This is a genomic window from Limosilactobacillus avistercoris, assembly GCF_014836425.1.
In the GTDB taxonomy this organism is placed as follows: domain Bacteria; phylum Bacillota; class Bacilli; order Lactobacillales; family Lactobacillaceae; genus Limosilactobacillus; species Limosilactobacillus agrestimuris.
In genome coordinates, this window is record NZ_JACSQW010000010.1 from 21,875 (window position 1) to 42,969 (window position 21,095).

The 21,095-nt window shown below is 40.5% G+C and carries 19 protein-coding genes; 6 read left to right on the plus strand and 13 right to left on the minus strand.

From position 1 onward, the window contains the following. Window positions 1-160: 160 nt before the first annotated feature. From H9564_RS04950 to H9564_RS04965, 4 genes are all read right to left on the minus strand, one after another. Entirely contained in the window at window positions 161-1,819 is a 1,659-nt protein-coding gene (locus H9564_RS04950) for a formate--tetrahydrofolate ligase (RefSeq protein ID WP_191684408.1), read from the minus strand. 111 nt (window positions 1,820-1,930) lie between these two features. Next, on the minus strand, window positions 1,931-3,091 hold the full coding sequence (locus H9564_RS04955) for a PIN/TRAM domain-containing protein (protein WP_191684409.1): 1,161 nt from the start codon (window positions 3,089-3,091) through the stop codon (window positions 1,931-1,933). Window positions 3,092-3,111: 20 nt separating this feature from the next. Further along, the gene (gene radA, locus H9564_RS04960; RefSeq protein ID WP_191684410.1) at window positions 3,112-4,491 is read right to left on the minus strand and encodes a DNA repair protein RadA; all 1,380 of its coding nucleotides are present in this window, start codon (window positions 4,489-4,491) and stop codon (window positions 3,112-3,114) included. A gap of 172 nt (window positions 4,492-4,663) precedes the next feature. Then, entirely contained in the window at window positions 4,664-5,200 is a 537-nt protein-coding gene (locus H9564_RS04965; protein WP_191684411.1) for a dCTP deaminase/dUTPase family protein, read from the minus strand. A 104-nt stretch (window positions 5,201-5,304) separates the two neighbouring features. On the opposite strand from H9564_RS04965, the gene H9564_RS04970 reads away from it, so the two are divergent. After that, window positions 5,305-5,598, plus strand: coding sequence for a GNAT family N-acetyltransferase (locus H9564_RS04970; protein WP_191684412.1), 294 nt, complete (start codon window positions 5,305-5,307; stop codon window positions 5,596-5,598). 18 nt (window positions 5,599-5,616) lie between these two features. After that, window positions 5,617-6,309: a ribose-5-phosphate isomerase RpiA gene (rpiA, locus tag H9564_RS04975; RefSeq protein WP_191684413.1), complete on the plus strand. Its 693-nt coding sequence runs from the start codon at window positions 5,617-5,619 to the stop codon at window positions 6,307-6,309. Between the two features lie 90 nt (window positions 6,310-6,399). Here the strand turns inward: rpiA and H9564_RS04980 are convergent, their stop codons facing one another. Continuing rightward, complete coding sequence (locus H9564_RS04980; protein WP_191684414.1) at window positions 6,400-7,299, minus strand: LysR family transcriptional regulator; 900 nt, start codon at window positions 7,297-7,299, stop codon at window positions 6,400-6,402. Window positions 7,300-7,430: 131 nt separating this feature from the next. Between H9564_RS04980 and H9564_RS04985 the strand changes: the two genes are divergently transcribed. Together H9564_RS04985 and H9564_RS04990 are read left to right on the plus strand one after the other, a co-directional pair. Continuing rightward, entirely contained in the window at window positions 7,431-9,050 is a 1,620-nt protein-coding gene (locus H9564_RS04985) for a malolactic enzyme (protein WP_225209556.1), read from the plus strand. A 137-nt stretch (window positions 9,051-9,187) separates the two neighbouring features. Then, window positions 9,188-10,528: a C1 family peptidase gene (locus H9564_RS04990; protein ID WP_191684415.1), complete on the plus strand. Its 1,341-nt coding sequence runs from the start codon at window positions 9,188-9,190 to the stop codon at window positions 10,526-10,528. 195 nt (window positions 10,529-10,723) lie between these two features. Here the strand turns inward: H9564_RS04990 and H9564_RS04995 are convergent, their stop codons facing one another. The 6 genes from H9564_RS04995 to H9564_RS05020 form a co-directional block, all read right to left on the minus strand. Beyond that, window positions 10,724-11,515 carry a transporter substrate-binding domain-containing protein gene (locus H9564_RS04995; protein ID WP_191684416.1) on the minus strand — a complete coding sequence of 264 codons (792 nt, stop codon included), beginning with the start codon at window positions 11,513-11,515 and terminating at the stop codon, window positions 10,724-10,726. 16 nt (window positions 11,516-11,531) lie between these two features. Further along, window positions 11,532-12,281 carry an amino acid ABC transporter ATP-binding protein gene (locus H9564_RS05000; protein ID WP_191684417.1) on the minus strand — a complete coding sequence of 250 codons (750 nt, stop codon included), beginning with the start codon at window positions 12,279-12,281 and terminating at the stop codon, window positions 11,532-11,534. A 14-nt stretch (window positions 12,282-12,295) separates the two neighbouring features. Further along, window positions 12,296-12,991: an amino acid ABC transporter permease gene (locus H9564_RS05005; RefSeq protein ID WP_191684418.1), complete on the minus strand. Its 696-nt coding sequence runs from the start codon at window positions 12,989-12,991 to the stop codon at window positions 12,296-12,298. A gap of 7 nt (window positions 12,992-12,998) precedes the next feature. Continuing rightward, window positions 12,999-14,153 carry a trans-sulfuration enzyme family protein gene (locus H9564_RS05010; RefSeq protein ID WP_191684419.1) on the minus strand — a complete coding sequence of 385 codons (1,155 nt, stop codon included), beginning with the start codon at window positions 14,151-14,153 and terminating at the stop codon, window positions 12,999-13,001. Window positions 14,154-14,502: 349 nt separating this feature from the next. After that, window positions 14,503-15,372, minus strand: a complete 870-nt coding sequence (locus tag H9564_RS05015; RefSeq protein WP_191684420.1) for an alpha/beta hydrolase — start codon at window positions 15,370-15,372, stop codon at window positions 14,503-14,505. Then, on the minus strand, window positions 15,359-16,057 hold the full coding sequence (locus H9564_RS05020) for a 2,3-bisphosphoglycerate-dependent phosphoglycerate mutase (protein WP_191684421.1): 699 nt from the start codon (window positions 16,055-16,057) through the stop codon (window positions 15,359-15,361). The genes H9564_RS05015 and H9564_RS05020 overlap by 14 nt, the downstream gene beginning before the upstream one ends. A gap of 932 nt (window positions 16,058-16,989) precedes the next feature. Between H9564_RS05020 and H9564_RS09125 the strand changes: the two genes are divergently transcribed. Then, entirely contained in the window at window positions 16,990-17,238 is a 249-nt protein-coding gene (locus H9564_RS09125) for a hypothetical protein (protein WP_225209557.1), read from the plus strand. An 84-nt stretch (window positions 17,239-17,322) separates the two neighbouring features. After that, the gene (locus H9564_RS09130) at window positions 17,323-17,658 is read left to right on the plus strand and encodes a hypothetical protein (protein ID WP_225209558.1); all 336 of its coding nucleotides are present in this window, start codon (window positions 17,323-17,325) and stop codon (window positions 17,656-17,658) included. 380 nt (window positions 17,659-18,038) lie between these two features. On the opposite strand, the gene H9564_RS05030 is transcribed toward H9564_RS09130, so the two are convergent. After that, the gene (locus tag H9564_RS05030) at window positions 18,039-19,007 is read right to left on the minus strand and encodes a beta-galactosidase small subunit (RefSeq protein WP_191684422.1); all 969 of its coding nucleotides are present in this window, start codon (window positions 19,005-19,007) and stop codon (window positions 18,039-18,041) included. After that, entirely contained in the window at window positions 18,991-20,940 is a 1,950-nt protein-coding gene (locus H9564_RS05035) for a glycoside hydrolase family 2 TIM barrel-domain containing protein (protein ID WP_191684423.1), read from the minus strand. Before H9564_RS05035 ends, H9564_RS05030 begins: the two co-directional genes overlap by 17 nt. Window positions 20,941-21,095 lie beyond the last annotated feature (155 nt).

The window sequence follows — 21,095 nt, forward strand, 5'->3', positions numbered from 1 at the left end:
CCAATAGTAACCGAAAAAATAATCTATATGGGGATACCCCAAGTCCTCATAATACTCCTCAAGAGATAGCTTCCCAAGCTATCTCTTCTTTTTACATACTAAGGCTCCAAAGCACGGGAAACCGCACTTTGGAGCCTTTTTTTAAGTGAAATTATTTAATTTAGAATAATCCTGTTATTTTACCATTAGCATCAATCGTCATGTTAGCGGCGGCTGGTGTCTTAGAAAGTCCCGGCATAGTCATCATATTTCCAGAAAGGGCAACGATAAAACCAGCACCTAGCTTTGGTACGAATTCACGAATATGGAATGTAAAGTCCGTTGGTGCTCCTAGCTGACTTTGATCGTCAGTAAAGGAATACTGAGTCTTAGCAATGCAGACAGGTAAATCATTCCACCCATACTTAGCAAACTGCTTTAATTGCTTCTTGGCTTTCTTGCTAAATGAAACATCTTTTGCTCCATAAATTGATTTAGCAATCGTATTTACCTTTTCTTCAATTGAATCACTAGCCTTGTAAAGCGGCTTAAAATCACTCTTTTGTTCAGCTAAGCGAACAACTTCTTTGGCAAGGTCCTGGGTACCTTGACCACCCTTAGCCCAGCTGTCAGCAACCACAACATTAACTCCTAGACGCTTGCAATTATCTTCAATAAACTTAATTTCAGCATCAGTATCGTTAACAAAGTGGTTAATCGCAACAACAACCGGTAAACCGTAACGTTGCATATTCTTAATATGACGGTTTAAATTAACAATTCCCTTTTCGAGTGCAGGCAGTTGTTCTTCTTTAATTTCATCCAAACTAGCCCCACCGTTATATTCAAGGGCACGGACAGTTGCAACAATTACAACGGCATCTGGGTTCTTCCCCAAAACAGGACGCTTAATATCAAGGAACTTTTCAGCTCCAAGGTCAGCACCAAACCCGGCTTCCGTTACTGTATAATCAGCTAACTTGAGTGCAGTTTGGGTAGCCAAAATACTATTGCAGCCATGAGCAATATTAGCGAATGGTCCCCCATGAACAATTGCCGGGGTATGATCAAGGGTTTGCACTAAGTTAGGCTTAATTGCATCTTTCAGGAGGATCGTAATTGCATCTTCAAAACCAAGCTGGCCTACAGTTACAGGCTCACGATCGTAGGTATAGCCAACGACGATCTGACTAATCCGTTTCTTTAGATCCATTAAGTCAGTAGACAGGCACAAGATCGCCATTAATTCTGAAGCTGCTGTAATATCAAAGCCAGTTTGCCGCGGAATTCCTTGCATAATCCCACCAAGGCCAGTAATTACATTTCGTAATGCTCGATCGTTAACATCTTCTACCCGTTTCCAAATAATCCGCCGGGGATCAAGATTTAACTTATTATCCCGCATAACATAATTATCGATTAAGGCTGCTAAGGTATTGTTAGCACTAGTTAAAGCATGGAGATCTCCAGTAAAGTGCAGGTTAATGTCCTCCATCGGGATTACTTGACTGTAACCTCCACCAGTAGCACCACCCTTAATTCCAAAGACAGGTCCCATTGATGGTTCCCGCATGGCGATAATTGTTTGGTGGTGCAATTGGTTCAGGGCATCCCCTAGGCCAACTAAGACGGTTGATTTCCCCTCACCAGCTGGAGTGGGATTGATTGAGGTTACCAGAATTAGCTTATGCTTCTTTCCTGGCTTTTCGGCAACCGGTAATGAAATCTTTGCCTTATACTTCCCGTATTGTTCAATTTGATCGTCATTAAGTCCCATTTTCTCGGCAATCTTACTAATTGGTTTGAGCGTGGCTTGGTCAGCAATTTCTATATCTGTCATTTCAACTCTCTCCTATCTTTAATACGAACAATTTCTAAAAAAACACCGATAAAGTTAAGAAATAACTCTTACGGTGTCTAGAATATAAAACTATGTGACATTTGTAAACAACTATTTAGAATCTTTACCAGATTTTGTTGTCTTTTTTTCTCCCTTAGAGGATTCACTATTCTTTTCATTAATTTCCCGTCGAGAATGAAGTGGTCGAGCAAAGATCATCCGCCCAGCGTCGGTTTGTAAGGCACTAGTAACTTCGACTTCAATTCGTTCGTTCATGAAGTAACGACCATCTTCAACAACGACCATTGTTCCGTCATCCAAGTAAGCAACCCCTTGTTGGCGCTCAGTCCCGGTCTTTACAACGACAACGTTAAGCGTTTCTCCAGGAATTACCCGCGGCCGTAACGACTTTGCAAGGTTATTAATATTCAAGACCTGAACATTTTGGAACTGAATAACCTTATTTAAATTATAGTCATTAGTCACAATTACCCCATTAACCTTCTTGGCTAACGCTATTAGCTTGCTATCAACTTCAGGTATGTCTTCAAAATCGCCATCATACATCTCAATTGGAACAATCTTCTCTTTACGCAACTTATTCAAGATATCCAAACCACGCCGTCCCCGAACTCGTTTAATACTTTCGCCTGAATCGGCAATGTATTGCAATTCGTAAAGGACAAAGTTTGGAACCAATAACGTTCCTTCTAAGAACCCGGTCTTAACCAGATCATAAATCCGCCCATCAATTAAGATATTAGTATCCAGGATTTTATAATGGTGGTAATTTTCATCCTTTTGGTCAATAACCTCAGTATTGGGATTTTTTGGTCGAACTCGGTGCCCAGAGAGTAAAGTCTTCCAATCATCAAGTCGTGTTGTCCCAATCCGATATCCAAAATAACTAAAGGCGATCATTAATAAAATCGGTAAAACGTTATTAACAACTGGGAGCCCAGTTCGCCAAAGTGGAATTGAGACTAAAACTGCAAGGACCAACCCAACAATTGTTAATAGTGTCCCAAAAAATAAGTAGACCGGGCTTAACTTTGTCAGGCTCTTTTCAATTCGCACAACTAACTGTTCGGTTGGTTTAGCAAGTAGTAACGAAAGAATAAAGAAAATAAGAGCTCCCAGAATGATATCAATAAAAACTAAGAGTGCATTATTTAAGTGAACTTTAACTAAGTCCCAAAATAATGGCAGGTAATAAAAACCAATTGCGGCCCCAACAACAACGTATATTAATCGAATAATTCTTTTTCGCATAATCAACCCTCCTTTTCAAATTAGCCTAAAGCAAGACGCAACGCTTGACGCAGAGTTGTTACTCCAATAACTTCAATCCCGGTTGGTGCTTGCCAACCCTTTAAGTTATTTTTAGGAACAAAGATCCGCTTAAAACCAAGCTTCTGTGCTTCAGCGACCCGTTGTTCAATCCGGTTAACCCGCCGGATTTCGCCAGTCAAGCCGACTTCACCGACAAATGCGTCCGTGGCTTGGGTCCCCTTATCTCGATAACTTGATGCAATACTAATTGCAATTGCTAAGTCAATTGCGGGTTCATCTAATTTTACACCACCAGCCGCTTTAAGGTAGGCGTCCTGGTTTTGTAACATCAAACTTGCTCGTTTTTCAAGAACGGCCATTATCAATGATACTCGATTTCTGTTTAAACCTGTAGCAGTTCGTTGAGCATTTCCATAAACAGTTGGTGTGACCAAAGCCTGAATTTCAACTAAAATCGGTCGAGTCCCCTCTAATGAGACCACCACCGCCGATCCAGTAGCATCCTTCAATCGTTCTTCAAGAAAAATTTCTGAAGGATTCTTAACCTCAGATAGGCCATTGGTGTGCATTTCAAAGATTCCTAACTCATTAGTCGAGCCAAAACGATTCTTTACCGATCTCAGTATCCGGTAAGTATGGTGAAGATCACCTTCAAAATACAGAACGGTATCTACCATGTGCTCCAAAATCTTTGGACCGGCAATTGCACCGCCCTTAGTAACATGACCAACCACGAATATCGTAATGTTATTACTCTTGGCAATCTGCATTAACTGTGCTGTTACTTCTCGAATCTGAGAAACACTCCCGATAGCAGAAGTGACATCGGTAGCCTGCATCGTCTGTACAGAATCAATCACGACATATTCTGGCTTTAATTCTCGAATCGTGTCCTTAATGCTGTCCATATTTGTTTCTGGATAGATATAGAAATCATCTGCCGCCACATCAAGTCGTTCTGCCCGCATCTTGATCTGGGTAGCACTTTCTTCTCCAGAAACATATAAAACTCGGTGGTGTTCGCTAGACAGTTGACCGGAAACCTGAAGAAGAAGTGTTGACTTTCCAATTCCGGGATCACCACCAATTAAAATCAACGAACCCGGGACAATTCCTCCACCAAGAACCCGGTTGAGTTCATTTAGTTTTGTCTTTACCCGGGGTGTTTCGTGACTATTAATTTCACTAATTTTTTGTGGCTTGGCAACTAGACCAGTTAAGGTTGTGGTTGGTCGCCGAGTAGCTGCACTTGAACTTGAAGACTGAACTTGCTCTTCAACTAACGTATTCCATTCTCCACAGTTAGGACACCTTCCTAAATACCGCGGTGAACTATAGCCACAATTTTGACAAACATATTGCGTTTTAACTCTGGCCATTCATGCCATCCTTTCTTCTTTAAAGACTACTTACAAACAACGATCCTGAAATAAAAGTGCGCCCTACCAATTACTGTTAAAAATAGTATTGGACCGTTCCACCGGTAAAAATATGGGCAATTTCAGAAAAAATTGTCCGAAATTATTCCGATTTTATTCAAGATTTGCTATATTACTTTTTGGTTGAGCCAAAGCCACCAACCCGCTGAGCACGTGGTTGTTTCTCATCATCGGCAGTAAGGAATGGCATAAAAATTCCTTGGCCAATTCGCTCACCCTTCTTAATATGATAATCCGTTAAGCCGTAGTTAATGAGTTGGAAGAAGATTTCCCCTTCATTACTATCATTATCGTAATAGTCCGCGTCTACGATTCCGACCCCATTTGGGAGAATCAACCGGCGTTTAAATGGACCACTAGAGCGGTTTGCTAATAACAAGAATTCATCGTCTTGCATATAAGCTTTAATCCCAGTTGGTACGAGATACGGTTTAAGACATTGATCAGCATCCTTAAGCTCTTCATCAGTTAACTTTGTTTGCTGGTGGAGTTTCCACAAGGTTTTCAAAAAATTCCCCTTCCAAATAGATGGGAGAACAAAATCTTCTGCAGCTTCAAAGTCATACCCTGCTGCATTAGCAGTTTGCCGGCTTGGTAAATGAAGCCCCTGGTCTTGCTTACTAGAAACAATCTTAAATCCGCGTTTCATTTATATCACCTAATCCTTTTTATAAACTATCTACTTATTATAAAATAGATGTAGGATTTATGGTATGACTTTACCTTGAATTAAGATTGAATGGACGTGATCAAATGGATTACAGAATTGAAGAGGATCGAATTGTCGCTAGTGATGACCAACAGCCCTTTGTTGGCGAAATTAGTTTTCCAAAAGTAGCGGGGGTTCCTAATCGGGTCGTTGTTGAACGAGTTTTCGTTCATCCCGATTATCGTGGTCAAGGTATCGCGGCAGAATTGGTTAACCGATTCGTTAAATACGCCACCGCACACCAACTAACAGTAAAATTAATATGTCCTTATGCTGTCAAGCAATTTAAGGTGCATCCTGAATATCAGCAGTTATTGTTACCAGAAGATCGTTTCTAAAACCTAAGGAGGAAACTCATGAATCAAGATGAGCTAAAACAACAAGTTGGCCGTGAAGCAGTTAAGTATATTCGTCCAGGAATGGTTGTCGGTCTTGGTACCGGCTCTACCGTTCACTGCTTAGTTGAGGCCCTTGGTGAACACATTAAAAATGGTGATTTAACTGATATTGTTTGTGTTACAACCTCAAACAGAACTACTCGCCAAGCTGAAAGCTTAGGAATTAAGGTTGAAGAAATTGATGATGTAGATCACATCGACCTTACTATCGATGGAGCCGATGAAATTAGTGAAGACTTCCAAGGAATTAAAGGTGGCGGTGGCGCCCTTCTCTGGGAAAAGATCGTTTCTAATTACTCTGACCACGTAATGTGGATTGTTGATGAATCAAAGTTAGTTCACCACTTAGGAGCATTTCCACTACCAGTTGAAGTAACCCCCTACGGAAGCCAACACCTCTTTACTAAGTTGGCCCGTCGTGGTTACAATCCAACTTGGCGGATGCTCCCTGATAATAGTGACAAGTTCCGCACTCACCAACGAAACTTCATCATTGACTTACACCTTGAAGACATCAATGATCCATTTGCCCTTCATGAAGAATTAATTGGCATGGTTGGTTTAATTGAAGATGGTTTATTCTTGAACCAAGTTAATGATGTTCTTGTCGGAACTCAAAACGGGCCAAAGTTCCTTCACGCCCGTCCATAATATACAAGACGTTAAAAATAGCAAATGATCTTAATTTAAATTTAAAAATGAGGCTGGAATTTTATTTCCAGTCTCATTTTTTTATAAAGTTCAATCATGCTCTTTAACTTTTGCCCCATAATTAAGAACTGTCTTCCATAACTTTTCTTTAGCAGGAGAAAGGATTTCGTTATCTCGAGTGGCAAGAGAAAGATGAAATGACGGCTGTCGCAAATCGGCTAATGCTAAGTCGGCTAAGCGATCATTGGGAGTGATTGCTAATTCTGTTAGGAACGAAATCCCTAAATTTTCAGCAACCATGTTCTTAATAATGTGAATATCATTTGTCCGATAAATTACTTTAGGACGGATATGAGCAAGACGACAAATTTGGCGGAAAGCTTGTTGGTGAATAAAGTCTGCATCGGGTAATATAAAGGACTGTCCCTTAAGGTCACTAAATTGTACTTCCTTCTTCTGAGCCAAGCGGTGGTGGCGACTTACGATGATGTGAAAAGGATAGCAGGCAAATTCTTTTACTAATAACTCTGGCTGCTGGAGTGAACTTGCAGACCCGAGAAGTGCCATATCAAGTTCTCCCCTTAGTAACATTTGGAGCAAATTTTTTGATCCAGCTTCAGTAACTTCTAACTTATCAATTAGTCCCTCGCGAAGCAGTTGTGGACTAAGCGGTGGAAAGTAATAGTTACCAATAATTGGTGGTAAACCAAAGCGAATCTTGTTTAACTTAGCATGTTCGATCTCTTGGCGGGCAATTGCTAGTTCTCTCAATATTGTCTTAACGTGTTGGGCATACTGCTGACCAATTTTAGTAACTTTTATCTGGTGATGAACATGATCACGGATAAAAAAAGTGGCTCCGTATTCTTCTTCTAAGCGGTTAATTGCCATTGTGATAGTTGGCTGACTAACATGGAAACGATCGGCAACTACCGAAAAGTTTTTATCTTTGACAAGTTCAATAAAGTATTCTAAGTCTCTAATTTTCATTTTCATCCTCAAAAGTAGCTTTTCATTCGGGTATATCAAATTTATTTATAGGATAGCATAAATTTGACTATATACTAATGACCTTCCTATCATTAAGTTATACATAATCAATTAAAAGGAGAACTTTAATAATGTCAGATGCAATGTCAATCCTCAATAACCCTTTCAAGAATAAGGGAACCGCGTTTACAATGGACGAACGAAAGAAATTGGGATTGATTGGTACCCTACCACCACGAGTAAAAACCATTGAAGAACAAGAAGCTGATACTTACGCTCTTTATGAAAGTAAGACATCCCGGATTGAAAAGCGGCACTTCTTAATGGAAGTCTTCAACGCTAACCGGACACTTTTCTTCTACTTAATGGAAAAGCACATTACAGAAATGATGCCAATCGTTTACGATCCAGTGATCGCTGAAGCCATTGAAAAGTATAATGAACGTTACCTTCGTCCCCAAGACGCTGTTTACCTTTCCGTTAAGCATCCTGAAAACATCAAGGAGAGTCTTCAAAACGTTATTTGCGGTCGAGATATCCGCCTAATTGTTGTTACTGATTCTCAAGGAATCTTAGGAATCGGTGACTGGGGTGTCGATGGTGTTGACATTGCCGTTGGGAAGCTAATGGTTTACACTGCCGCTGCCGGAGTTAACCCTTCTCAAGTTCTGCCAATTTCTATCGATGCAGGAACAGATAATGAATTTCTCCTAAAAGATCCAAACTACCTTGGTGAACGACATCACCGGATCACTGGTCAAGAATACTTTGACTTTATCGACAAGTTCGTTGATACGGTTGAAGAACTATTTCCAAAGAGCCTTCTCCACTTTGAAGACTTTGGTCGGGGAACTGCTGCACGGATCCTTGATAAGTACCAAGATAAGATATTGACCTTTAATGATGATATTCAAGGAACCGGTATCATTGCCCTTGCCGGTGTCTTGGGCGCACTAAACATTTCTAAGGAAAAATTAGCTGATCAAAAGTTCTTAACCTTTGGTGCTGGAAGTGCCGGAATGGGAATTGCCAAGATGCTCTTTGACGAACTAGTTCGCCAAGGAATGGATCCTGCTGAAGCAAAGAAACACTTCTACTTAGTTGATAAGCAAGGATTGCTCTTTGACGATACTGAAGGCTTAACACCAAAGCAAAAGCCATTTACCCGGCAACGAAGTGAATTTGCAAATGCCGATGAATTGACTAACTTAGTGGCAGTAGTGAAGACGATTCACCCAACTGTCATGATCGGGACTTCTACCCAACCAGGAACCTTCACTGAAGAGATTGTTAAAGAAATGGCAGCCCACACTGAACGGCCAATCATCTTCCCACTTTCTAACCCAACTAAGCTTGCCGAAGCCCGCGCTGCAGACCTCTTAAAGTGGACTGACGGTCGGGCATTAGTTGCAACCGGGATCCCAGTTGATGACATTGAATATAATGGTGTTACCTACAACATCGGTCAAGCAAACAATGCGTTAATTTACCCAGGAGTTGGTTTTGGGGCAATTGCAACGGAAGCAAAGCATATTAATAATGCAATGCTCGCTGCCGCAGCTCATTCACTTGTTGGTTTAGTTGATCCAGACAAGCCTGGGGCTGCTGTCCTTCCTCCCGTTAAGGATATGGCAAAGTTCTCCAAGACGGTTGCAATTGCAGTCGCTCAATCCGCTATTGATCAGGGCCTTTCTTCAGCTAAAGATGCTAAAGAGGCTGTAGAAAAGATGACCTGGGAAGCAAAGTACTAAGATAAATAACAGTTATTCAAATAGACTCCAAGCTCGTTAAAACGGACTATGGAGTCATTTGTGTTTATAAGGGATTTTCTTTCCGCATGTAAATCACTATAATATTAAGTAATACTATTTAAGGAGTGTGAACTGTCGTGAGTTTTAATATTACTAATTCAGCAATTAACGATTTTCACCAGGACTATCACCAAAGGAAAGAAAGCAGCGTGCTTGAGAATGCCGTTACCAAAAATGGGGTAAACGCTGCTAGCTTTAACTGGCACTCAATTGCTGATAATGCTCCCCACTTTTCAATTGATCTAAAGACCGGGGATGTTGCCGACCAAAAGCAATCAGGTCGTTGCTGGATGTTTGCAGCATTAAACACGATGCGTCATGACATGCAACACCGGTTTAACTTGCCTGACAACTTTGAGCTTTCCCAATCTTACCAATTCTTCTGGGATAAGTTTGAAAAGGCAAACTACTTCTACGAAAACGTAATTAAAACTGCTAGTCTTCCTACTAGTGACCGGAAAATTGCCTGGTTAATGGAAGCACCACAATCTGATGGTGGCCAATGGGACATGCTCTGCGCTTTAATCGAAAAGTACGGGGTAATGCCAAAATCTGCAATGCCGGAATCATTTAACTCTAACCGCTCAAACGGGATTAATTCTCTGCTCAACAATAAATTACGCCACGATGCAGTAATTTTACGAAAGATGATTAATGAAGACCACGCAGATGAAGAAGCCGTCAATGCAAAGCGGAAGGAAATGTTGAATGATGTTTACCGGATGCTTGCATATGCCTTTGGTGAACCAGCTAGCCACTTTGATTTTGAATACCGGACAAAGAAAGATAATGAATTCCACCGTGAAGAAAACATTACTCCACAAGAATTCTTCAAAAAGTATGTTGGTTGGAACCTTGATGATTACATTTCAATTATTCAAGCGCCAACCGCGGATAAGGAGTATTACAAGACTTACACTATCGATATGTTAGGTAACGTTGTTGGTGGTCGTCAAATTAAACACTTAAACCTTCCAATGGCTGAATTCAAGCAACTGGCAATCGATCAATTGAAGGCCGGAGAAAGTGTTTGGTTTGGTTCCGACGTTGTTAAATATTCTGAGACTAAGCTCGGGATCATGGCATTAAACACCTATGATTACGCTCAATTATTTGATACGGATCTCGAAATGACTAAGGCGGATGCCCTTGACTATGGTCAAAGTATGATGGATCACGCAATGGTCCTTACTGGTGTTGACCTGGTAAATGACAAGCCAACCAAGTGGAAAGTAGAAAATTCTTGGGGAACAAAAGTTGGTACCAAGGGTTACTTCGTAATGAGCGATGCTTGGATGAACAAGTATTGCTACCAAATTGTTGTTAACAAGAAATATCTTAGTGACAAGCTAAAGAAGGCTCAGGCTCAAGAACCAATTGTTTTGAAGCCTTGGGATCCAATGGGAACATTAGCTTAAACTAGGCAATAATTAAAATAAATTCCCCTCAGCATGCTGAGGGGAATTTATTTTTGTGTTATGCAACTTATGTCCTACCGAATAGGCTTGCTTCGCTGCGGCTTCCTCGAGCTAACGACCTCCCCCTCTGACGACAAGATGTCATTCGGGGGGAGAAATCGTTAGCCACCGGAAGCTTTTAACGGACTCACACTCTTATTCCGTAATATCCGCTCCGAAGTATTTTTGGGAGAGTTTTTTAACGGTACCATCCTTTTGAAGTTTCTTTAGAGCTTGGTTATAAGAGGATTGAATGGCTTTATCTTTTTTATTGAAGAGAGCAGAGATGTTTGCTGGCTTTACTTCACTAGAAACATCAATCATCTTTAACCCCTTTGTGTTGTACTTCTTGCCATAAGCATACCAAGCTTCACGTGAGTTAACCGTTCCCTCAGCCCGGCCTTGCTTAATCATTGCTAGTGAATTACTAAAGTCACCACTTGGAACAAGCGTACCGTGATACTTTTTAACAACATCAGCATTATTTGTTCCGGTACCAGCAACAATCTTCTTCCCTTTAATCTGTTTAAGATTCTTAATCTTACTATCCTTAGGCACAATCAAAGCGTACCGTGACTTAATGTACGGGGTAGAGAAATTATACTTTTTTGCCCGTTCTGGAGTCTGAGTAATGTTATTCATTACTACATCATATTTTCCAGAACCTAATCCAGCTACTAAAGAATCCCACTTACTAGGAACAAATTTAGCTTTTAACCCCATCTCCTTGGCAACCGCTTTTCCAAGATCAACTTCAAAACCAGTTAACTTATTGTTTTTCCGGTATGAATAAGGAGAGTAAGTTCCCTCCAATCCAATTGTGAGCTCACCCTTTTGCTTTAATTCCGAATTAACCTTTGATGAGGCCGCATGAATACTACCAATCCCAGCACTTGTTCCGAGTGTAATTGCAGCTAATGTTACCAGTACTTTTTTCCACATTTTCATTTTAACTTTCTCCTTTTTACTTTAAGTTTTCCATTGTCATCGAAGCAATAAAATTCTTGATTCGTTCATTTGGATTATCCTGAGAAAAGAATTCTTCCGGGTTACCATCATAAATAATTTCACCATTTTCCACGAAAATGATCTTATCTGCAATCTGTTTAGCAAACGCCATATTGTGAGTTACCAGAACCATTGATTGCTTTTCACGGGCTAGTTGGAGGAGAACCTTCAAGACACTTAGCTCTAATTCTGGATCTAAAGCAGAAGTTGGTTCATCAAGGAGAACATATTGTGGCTTCATTGCCAGTGCCCGCGCGATTGCTACCCGCTGTGCTTGTCCACCTGACAATTCACTTGGATATACATCCCCATAGTCTGCTAGCCCCACCTTAGCCAATAACTCCCTAGCTACTTCAATTGCCTGCTTTTTTCCCATCTTCAAAACCTGAGTGGGCCCTTCGATGATATTTCCCAGAACCGTTTTATGCGGGAAAAGATTGTAATCCTGAAAGACCATCCCCGTTTCCCGACGAACTGCTAACTTTTCTTTATTGCTTATACTCTGACTAAAATCAATCTGGTGGTCATTGAATTCATACTGACCACTTTCCGGCGTTACCAGGAAATTCAGTGACCGAAGAATTGTTGACTTTCCAGAACCGGATGGACCAACGAGAACCGTCACCTTCCCCGCAGGAAAATCTAATGTTATATCTTTCAACACGTGCTTATTGCCATATGTTTTGTTAATCCGAGTTAACTTCATTGCATTTCACCTCTCTAACTTACCCTGAGCTGACTACCCAATCGTTTCTCTAAGTAATGTTGAATGATTGTAAGGGCCGTGGTAAACACTGCATAAATCAATGCCACCAATGTGTACATTAACAATGGCTGGTAATTTGCAGCCGCAATTTGCTGGCTAACTTCAAACATTTCCATAATCGTAATCGAGGCTGCCAACGAAGTATCTTTTACCAAGCTGATGAAGCTATTTGATAAGGGTGGTAATGCCACTTGAAGTGCTTGGGGAATTATAATGCGCCACAATATTTGGAGACGAGTCATCCCAATTGCTGCACCAGCTTCCCATTGCCCCTTAGCAACTGAACTAATTGCTGCCCGAATCGTTTCTGAAGCATACGCCCCTGTGTTTAATGAAAAGGTAACAACTCCAGCAGTAAATGGCTCTAATTTTATCCCGTGAGGAAAGATTCCTTTAATCCGTAAATATGGTAACCCGAAGAACACAATGAATAATTGAACTAAAAGTGGGGTTGACCGGAAAAGCCAGACATAAAATTGAGCAAACCATTTAAGTAGGGTAAACAGCCCGCGTTGGTGTGACAGCCTAATCAATGCAGTTACTAAGGCAATGATTAACCCAAAGAAAAATGAAATTAACGCTAAGGGAATCGTATATTTAAATCCCGCTGCTAAAAGCTGGGGTAATGATGTTCTGATTATTTCCCACATAATTAGATTATCCTTTCTCTTGCTTTAATTTACCTAGAGCTTGTTTCAGATCAGCGATAATATCTTCAGGATCTTCAATTCCGACTGATAAACGAATTAGCTCATCCTTAATCCCGTTTTCTAATCTTATTTCCCGGGGAATTGAACCATGAGTCATTACTGCTGGAACTTCAATCAGGCTTTCAATTCCACCAAGACTTTCTGCCAAGTCAATCAAGTGCAGACTTTCAACAAATTTCTTAGCATCTAATCCTGACTTCAACTCAAAACTAATCATTGCTCCAAAGTTACGCATCTGTTTTGCCGCAATCCTATGACCAGGGAAATCAGTTAATCCAGGGTAATAAATCTTGGCAATTCGTGGATCATCTTGCAAAAATTTAATCACCGCATCAGCATTTTCTTGGTGGACTCTTAACCGTGCCCCTAAAGTCTTAATTCCCCGTTGGAGCAACCAACTATCGTCTGGTCCAAGCGTACTTCCAATTGAATTCTGTAAGAAGGCTAACTCATCAGCAATTTGTTGGTCACTGGTTACCGCCAATCCGGCAACCACATCACTATGTCCACCAAGGTATTTTGTTGCGGAATGAACCACAATATCTGCTCCTAGGGTTAACGGCTGCTGGTTATAAGGTGTTGCAAATGTATTATCAACAATCGTTTTAATCCCATGTTTCTTTGCAATATTACTAATTGCTTCAATATCTGCAACCTGAAGAAGAGGATTAGTTGGTGTCTCAAAGTAAATTGCAACGGTCTCATCTTGGATTGCTTTTTCCACAGCCCCTAAATCTTGCATATTAACAACCGTAAATTTCAAGCTGAACCGTTTTAACACCTTATTGATCAGTCGAAACGTCCCACCGTACACATCACTTCCAACAACAAAGTGATCCCCCTGAGAATATAAGGAAAATACAGCGTGAATTGCGGCAGAGCCAGATGAAAAGGCAAAGCCGGCTAACCCATCCTCTAACTCGGCAATTAACTTCTCTAATGATGCTCGAGTTGGATTTCCTGTTCGTGAATATTCCCATTGGGGGTTAGCACCGAGTCGATATTGGTGAAAGGTTGAGGAACGATAAATTGGTGTTGAAACGGCACCCGTAATTTTGTCTTCACTGTTGCCGCCATGAATTAATTGAGTATTAAAACGCATAATATTTCTCCTTATGAATTAGCTGATTCCGAATAAAATGATATAAAGAAGGCGCAATTCCAAGAAAAACTTGAAATTGCGCCTTATGCACTTACCCCGACTGTATTAGCAGGCCAAATTAATTTTGGATACGCCAAAACGTGGGTCGCATAAGACGCGATCCACAGCAACAAACAACAGCGTTAACAAATTGAATGTTATTCATGACGTGTTCCTCCTAATAAAGTATGAATAAAATATAACTTATTTATAGTAAGGTGTCAACATATAAATTTTAAAAATAACGGAAGAACTACCGAAATTGCTTTATTTTCAGTAATTACTCCCGTTATTTTCCTTTAATGTAATATTAATGCTTTAACTTCTTATCCAAGAATTCAAGGACTGTATCATAAATTCGTTGGCTCCAAAAGTCACGTTCATGATTAGCATTAGTAACTCGATAAGCTTCAACACTTGCATCAACAGATTTCAACTTCTCGTACATTTCTTCCATTTGGTGGTAAGGGACAACCTTATCTGCATCTCCATGGAATAATTCAAATGGTGGGTACTGTTTCCCTACTTCTACCCGGTATAAGGGACTCATTTCACGCATAATTTCAGGCCACTTCTTCTTGTCAGTACCAAAAAGGCAATACTTTAGAATTTCATTTCCCGGAACATTCGTCGTATACTTAAACGTTTCGGCAACATCCATCGGAGCAAAGCACGATACAACCGCTGAAACGGCATCGGATTGATCATCATAGGCAGCGGTCTTGTACTTAGGGTCATCACCTGTAAGGCCAACCAACATTGCGGCATTCGCACCAGAAGATGTTCCCCAAATAGCAACCTGCTCAGGATCAATAGCGTACTTTTTCGCATTTGCCCGTAGAAAACGAATTGCGGTTTTGACATCCTGAAGAAATGCTGGGAAAGGATAACCATCTAATGAATTGCGATGTTGCACTGTGGCAACAATATAGCCATTCTTAACAAATTGTACTAGTTGAGGAACCTCTTCACCAAATGTTGGCAACCGCCAAGAGCTTCCTTGGACAAACACAATTAGCGGCCGTGGTTCAGTCTTGTATTGTTGAGGGTACCGTTGTGTCCATGGGGTTAAAAGTTCAAGTTTTAATGCTTGACCATCAGCCGCACCATATGTGACATTTTCGATTAAACGAATTTGTCCACTCAGGCTCGGGTTATTTTTAATCTCATGAATTGCCATTTTCTTCACCATCCATCGTAATAAAAGTCTTCTTAACGATATTTAATGCTGGATCAAATTCATACATAATCGGTTTACCGTTTGGAACTTCAACCTTATCAATTTGATCGTCAGGAATTTGATCAAGGTACTTAATTAATGCCCGTAAGGAACTCCCATGAGCAACTATCAACTGGTTCTTTCCGTCTAGCAGTCGTGGAGCAATCTGATCTTGCCAGTAAGGTAATAATCGCTTCTGGGTCATCGCAAGGCTTTCACTGTAAGGCATCTTTACACCAAGGCGATCATAGCGTCGCTCATGCTGACGATGCTTCAACTTTGGTGGAAGCTCACTATAGCCACGGCGCCAACGATGAAGTTGTTCTGCACCAACTTCTTCTTTAACCTTAGCTTTATTTAACCCACTAAGTGCTCCGTAGTGACGTTCATTCAACCGCCATGTCTTATGTACTGGGATATAAAGTTGATCTACCCTATCCAGAATAATATTCATTGTCTTAATTGCTCGTGACATATAGGAGGTGTGAGCATCGTCAAATTGGATCCCCATCTTGGCCAACTCTTCACCTACCATCTTTCCTTGTTCAATTCCCTTTTCAGTCAGTGGAACATCAGTCCATCCTGTGAAAATATTATCACGGTTTGCCTGACTCTGACCATGACGAACAATTACTAACTTTGCCATTCTCTCACTTCCCTAACACACTAATCATAGCGCATTTGTATATTTCATAACAAGAATAACTTTCCCAACATTTTAGCTGAAAGTAACTAATCTTTTCTTCATGATCACAATCATAGCGTATAATTAAACTATTACATTCATAATGAAAGGAATAAGCTAGCCTAAAGAAAATATTTTTCTCTACCTAACTAAGAAACCATGAAAGAAAAAACCATCAAGCTAATTGAGCAGGGCCTCCCTTATTACATCATCATTATAATGAGTTGCTTGATAATATTACCGCAAATAATACCCCATGGAGTTACCCTCGGGACAGATTCAATTTTTCATTTTAACCGTTTTTATGAAACAGCCCAGCAAATCCGGCACTGGAATTTTAGTTACTTCCAAAGTAATTATTCTTTTCAACAAAGTGGCCGAATTATTAATGCTACATACTGTCTCCTATTTGCCTACTTTAATGGGATAATCCTCTTGCTTGCTAGAAGTTGGTATCGGTACCAAATTATCACTAATCTTCTTATTTACTTCATCGGTGAAACCGGAATGTATAAACTATGCATTAAGCTCCACAGTAAGCAAAGTATCGCACTAATTATCGCTTTTATTTACATGAATCGGCTGGTTACCTCGCTGGGGATTAGCACAAAACATGAATGCATGGGGTGCCGCACTTTCTCCCTATATGGTCATCTGTGGTATCAGAATGATACAAAATAGAGAACAACCAATCAATGCTCTTCAGTTAATGACTCTCATGACCATCATCATGCAAATCCATCTTCTGAGTTCCGTATTTTTTGCGGTTGCCTTGATTCCATTTTTTTGCTGGACTCATTTATTCCAGCAACCCCCGATTAATGTGGGCGGAATTAATCGAGGCAGTAATTGGAACAATAATCTTAACTGCTAATGTCTGGGGAGCATTGCTCATGATTAATCTCAATAACCATATTGCCTATCCAGCAAACCTTAGCCTATTAGCCAATGCCCTCCGTCCAGCAATCTTTAGTAATAACCGAAGATTGCTTGCATTCCCCATTTGGTTCCTTTTTATTGCTCAATTGGTATTTGTTATTAGAAAGCCACGACGCTCGTTCCTCAATACATTTATCACAAGTTGGGGATCCTTAATCTTGATCCTAAGTTCTGTTATTACTCCCTGGAGGAAACTTCAGTAGTGGCTTCCTTTTCTTTCGCATACATTACAATTTCCCAGCCGTCTAACAATTATCGCTTACCCACTTCTCTTCGCTAGGATCGCTATGACCGTTACAGCAATCGTCAAATCAACTCCCAAATACTCACTTAGTCACATCTCCTCGATTGGCATTCTCATTGCAACCCTTCTCCTTGTATTTATCCCAACTAAAATAACGATATCAATGGAAAGCCAAAACTTCCATTCTGATGCACTCTTAGCTAACCTCAGTGCATTATCAAAAGCCAGCACTAATAAAGAGGCAATTCGTCATTCCACTCAATCTTCACACCCTGAGCAACTACTAAACTTAATTGAAAAACGTAGTCCTGACTACCTGCCTCTCCCTTCAAACTATGCAGGAGATAAGTCCAAACACTCCTATGATTACCAATCCTAGATCATTGAGGACGCCAAGAACTTCCATCATACTGTTCTTAAGGGTGGAAAATTAAAGCTTACTTGGACAGCTGATCATTCCGGAACACAGCGTCTCCCCCTAATCACTTATCACGAATCTGTCCTTACGGTAAATGGTAAAAAAGTTCCCCACTATCAACGCTCATCAATCGGTGCCCTTTACATTCATGAGCAGCAAGGTATTAATACCGCTACTTTGAAATTCAAGCCAGCTAGCTGATTTAACTACCTATTAGTAATCTGGCTAATTAGTTCAACCCTCTATTGGATATATGGTGGCTACTACCTTTATAAGCATAAATACTAAAATAAGCCTCTGAGGACAGTATATTACCGTGCCCAGAGGCTTATTTTTATTTACTATTTAGCTGGGTTAATTATAAATGAAAATTCAATATCTTGATCAGCTGGAATGTGGTATTGCTTTTCAACATCTGCACCCCAACTATCAATTCCCCCAACACCACGAACAGCACCAGCCATTACCAATACTGTTCGCCGTGCTAACGGTAATTCTTCAATATGGGTTGCTGACTCAAGTTCTTCAGCAGTGTATGGTAAACAGCTAAAGTTAAATGGCTGATCTGCTTGGCTGAACTTTAAGGAAAATGGTTTGGTAGAATGATCAGCATTATTTTCAGTTATTTCCCGGGTAATGCTGAGTTGTTCAGTTTCCATATGCATCCCATTTTCTTGAGGAACTAAGTATGGGGTAACCGGAAGACCGTCAACATGGTACTTACCGTGACGAGCTCCAGCCATCCGGTCAGGATATGTTTCGCCAGATAGCCCCTCGTAATCAAAGCCAGTTGCTAGTGTTGGCATGATAAAGCGTAGGCCAAAAACTGGTAAGCCGGGAAGATCTTCATGGCCAAAATAATGGGCACTAACATTAATTTGCCCAGTAGCGTCAACCACATAGGTTACAGTGACCTTGGTTGCAGGAACAGTTAATGTTTCATAGGTAAAAGTAATTTTTACTTTATTTGCCGTCTCATGATTAGTAAACTTATTTGTTTCTGGAGCAACTGGTAAGTGATCAAAGTGGCGATCATCAACTACTAAGTCAGTCTGATCATTAAGACATTTACTAAAAGTATCAGCTGCCACCCATTGAGCAGACTTAATATTAAAGCCACTTCCCCGATCATTATCAGTTGTGGCGCGCCAAAAGGTCGGTGTTGGAACCCGATAAAGCCATTCTTTGCCATTTAACTTTAACGATTCCAGGCCACCCTTTTCATAACTAAAGATATAGTGGAAATTATCCCCACCAAGTCCTAACGTTCCGTCACCGTAGATCACGTGCATTTTATTTGTGTAAGCCATAGTAATACCGTACCTCCTGCATAGCTGGTTTAGGTGTCCGATCGGCAAACATTAGACCATCGCCAGAAAATTCATAGTCTGAATGACGATCATCAAAGTCACCGCCATAACGCATAACCATTTGTCCACTGATTGGATCCTTTACTTGAAGTGCTTGATCAATAAAGTCCCAAATAAAGCCACCGAAATATTGTGGGTACTTATCAAGGAGTTTTATGTAAGATCCCATTCCACCAGCAGAATTGCCCATATCATGCATGTATTCACATTCCATAAATGGCTTATCCGGATTATTCTTCAAATATTCTTCAACCTGCTTTGGTGGTAAGTACATCCAACTTTCTACATCTGATAACTCATCACGATAATCATGGGTTTCTCCTTGTGGAAGGTAGTTTCCCTTATTCAAACTTGGAATTTGGTCGCTGTAATCATGCGTGTGACAAACACCTTCATAGTGAACCAAACGGCTATCATCATGTTCCTTATAGAATTGTTGCATAGCTACAAGGTTATCACCGGCAAATGATTCATTCCCAAGTGACCAGAAAAGAATTGCGGCATGGTTTTTGAAGAATTCATAGTTACTTCGTGCACGGTCAACAACAACTTTTCGCCATTGAGGAACAGAACCAGGAACGTTATATGATGGTTCAACTGCTCCCATCTTTTGCCAGGTAGCGTGTGATTCAAGGTTATTTTCGGCCATCATGTAAATTCCATTTTGATCACAAAGGTAATACCAAGGGATCTGATCTGGATAGTGACATGTCCGGACAGCATTAATATTATTTTCTCTGAAGGTATGGATATCACTCAGCATATCCTTCATTGTGACTGAACGACCACGGTGATCATCCCACTCGTGACGGTTAACCCCATTAATAATGAGGCGCTTCCCATTTAACAGGACAACGTGTTCTGGGCTAATTTCAATCCTCCGGAAACCAAATTGGTAAGGAACCAATTCAAGAAGGTTTCCTTTAGCATCCTTAACTTCGATCAAAAGTTGATAGAGGTATGGATCATGGTTATCCCAAAGGTGGACATCCTTAAATTCGTGCGGTTCAACTGTAACTTTTTTGGTAACTGGCTTTGTTTCATCAAGTAAGGCCTTGCCATCATGATCCTTTACCACAAGATGGACATTACCAGCTTGCTCGCCAGCAAAAGCAAGATCAATTGATAACTCACCATCACGGTAATTATCAGCTACCCGTGGCTTTAAGGTAAAGTCCTCCAGGTGAGTTACCGGTTGGGCAAGTAATTCAACGCTCCTAAAAATACCAGAGAAACGGAACATATCCTGATCTTCAATCCAGGAAGCGGTACTGTGCTTAAATACTTCTACTGCCATCACGTTATCTTTATCCTGGATGTATGGTGTCAAATCAAACTCAGACGGCGTAAAGCTATCCTCTGCATATCCAATAAAGTGACCATTAAGCCACAGGTACATTGACCGTTCAACGCCTTCGAAGCGAACCCGAATTTGCTTCCCCCGAAGTTCGTCATTTAAGTCAAAATGCTTCAGGTAAAGGCCAACGGTGTTATCCTTCCCTTCACTAAACGATCCTTCTTCAGGATCATCCTGGCTCAAAGCATAAGCAGGACGCCGGAAAATTTTTCCTTCCCACGGCATCAGCGTATTAATGTAATTATTTTGTGTATAGTTACTTAATTCAATTTCACTAGGAACTTCAATGTGCCCAAAGTTACTAGCGTCAAAGTCAACTTTATAAAAATCCTTAACCCTTTCTTGAGGCGTTTGGGCAAACTTAAACTGCCACTGTCCATCCAAGCTTTGTTCAAAACTACTTTTATGCTGTTGCCACTCTGCATAATTACGGTAGAAATGATGGTCACTATGTGCCGGTAACTGATTAACCCGGAAGGTCTCTGGGTCATCTAACCATTTTATCTCTGCTTCCATCGACGAAATTCCTCCTCAAAAATTATTACAATTTAAGTATAGCGCTTTCATAACTGTAAGGATAGGATTTTCTAGACAGGGTAAATTAATAATGGCTATTTTCTTTGTCAAAAGCTAAACTCAGTTTAATTTTTAAACGAAAAAAGCACTTAACT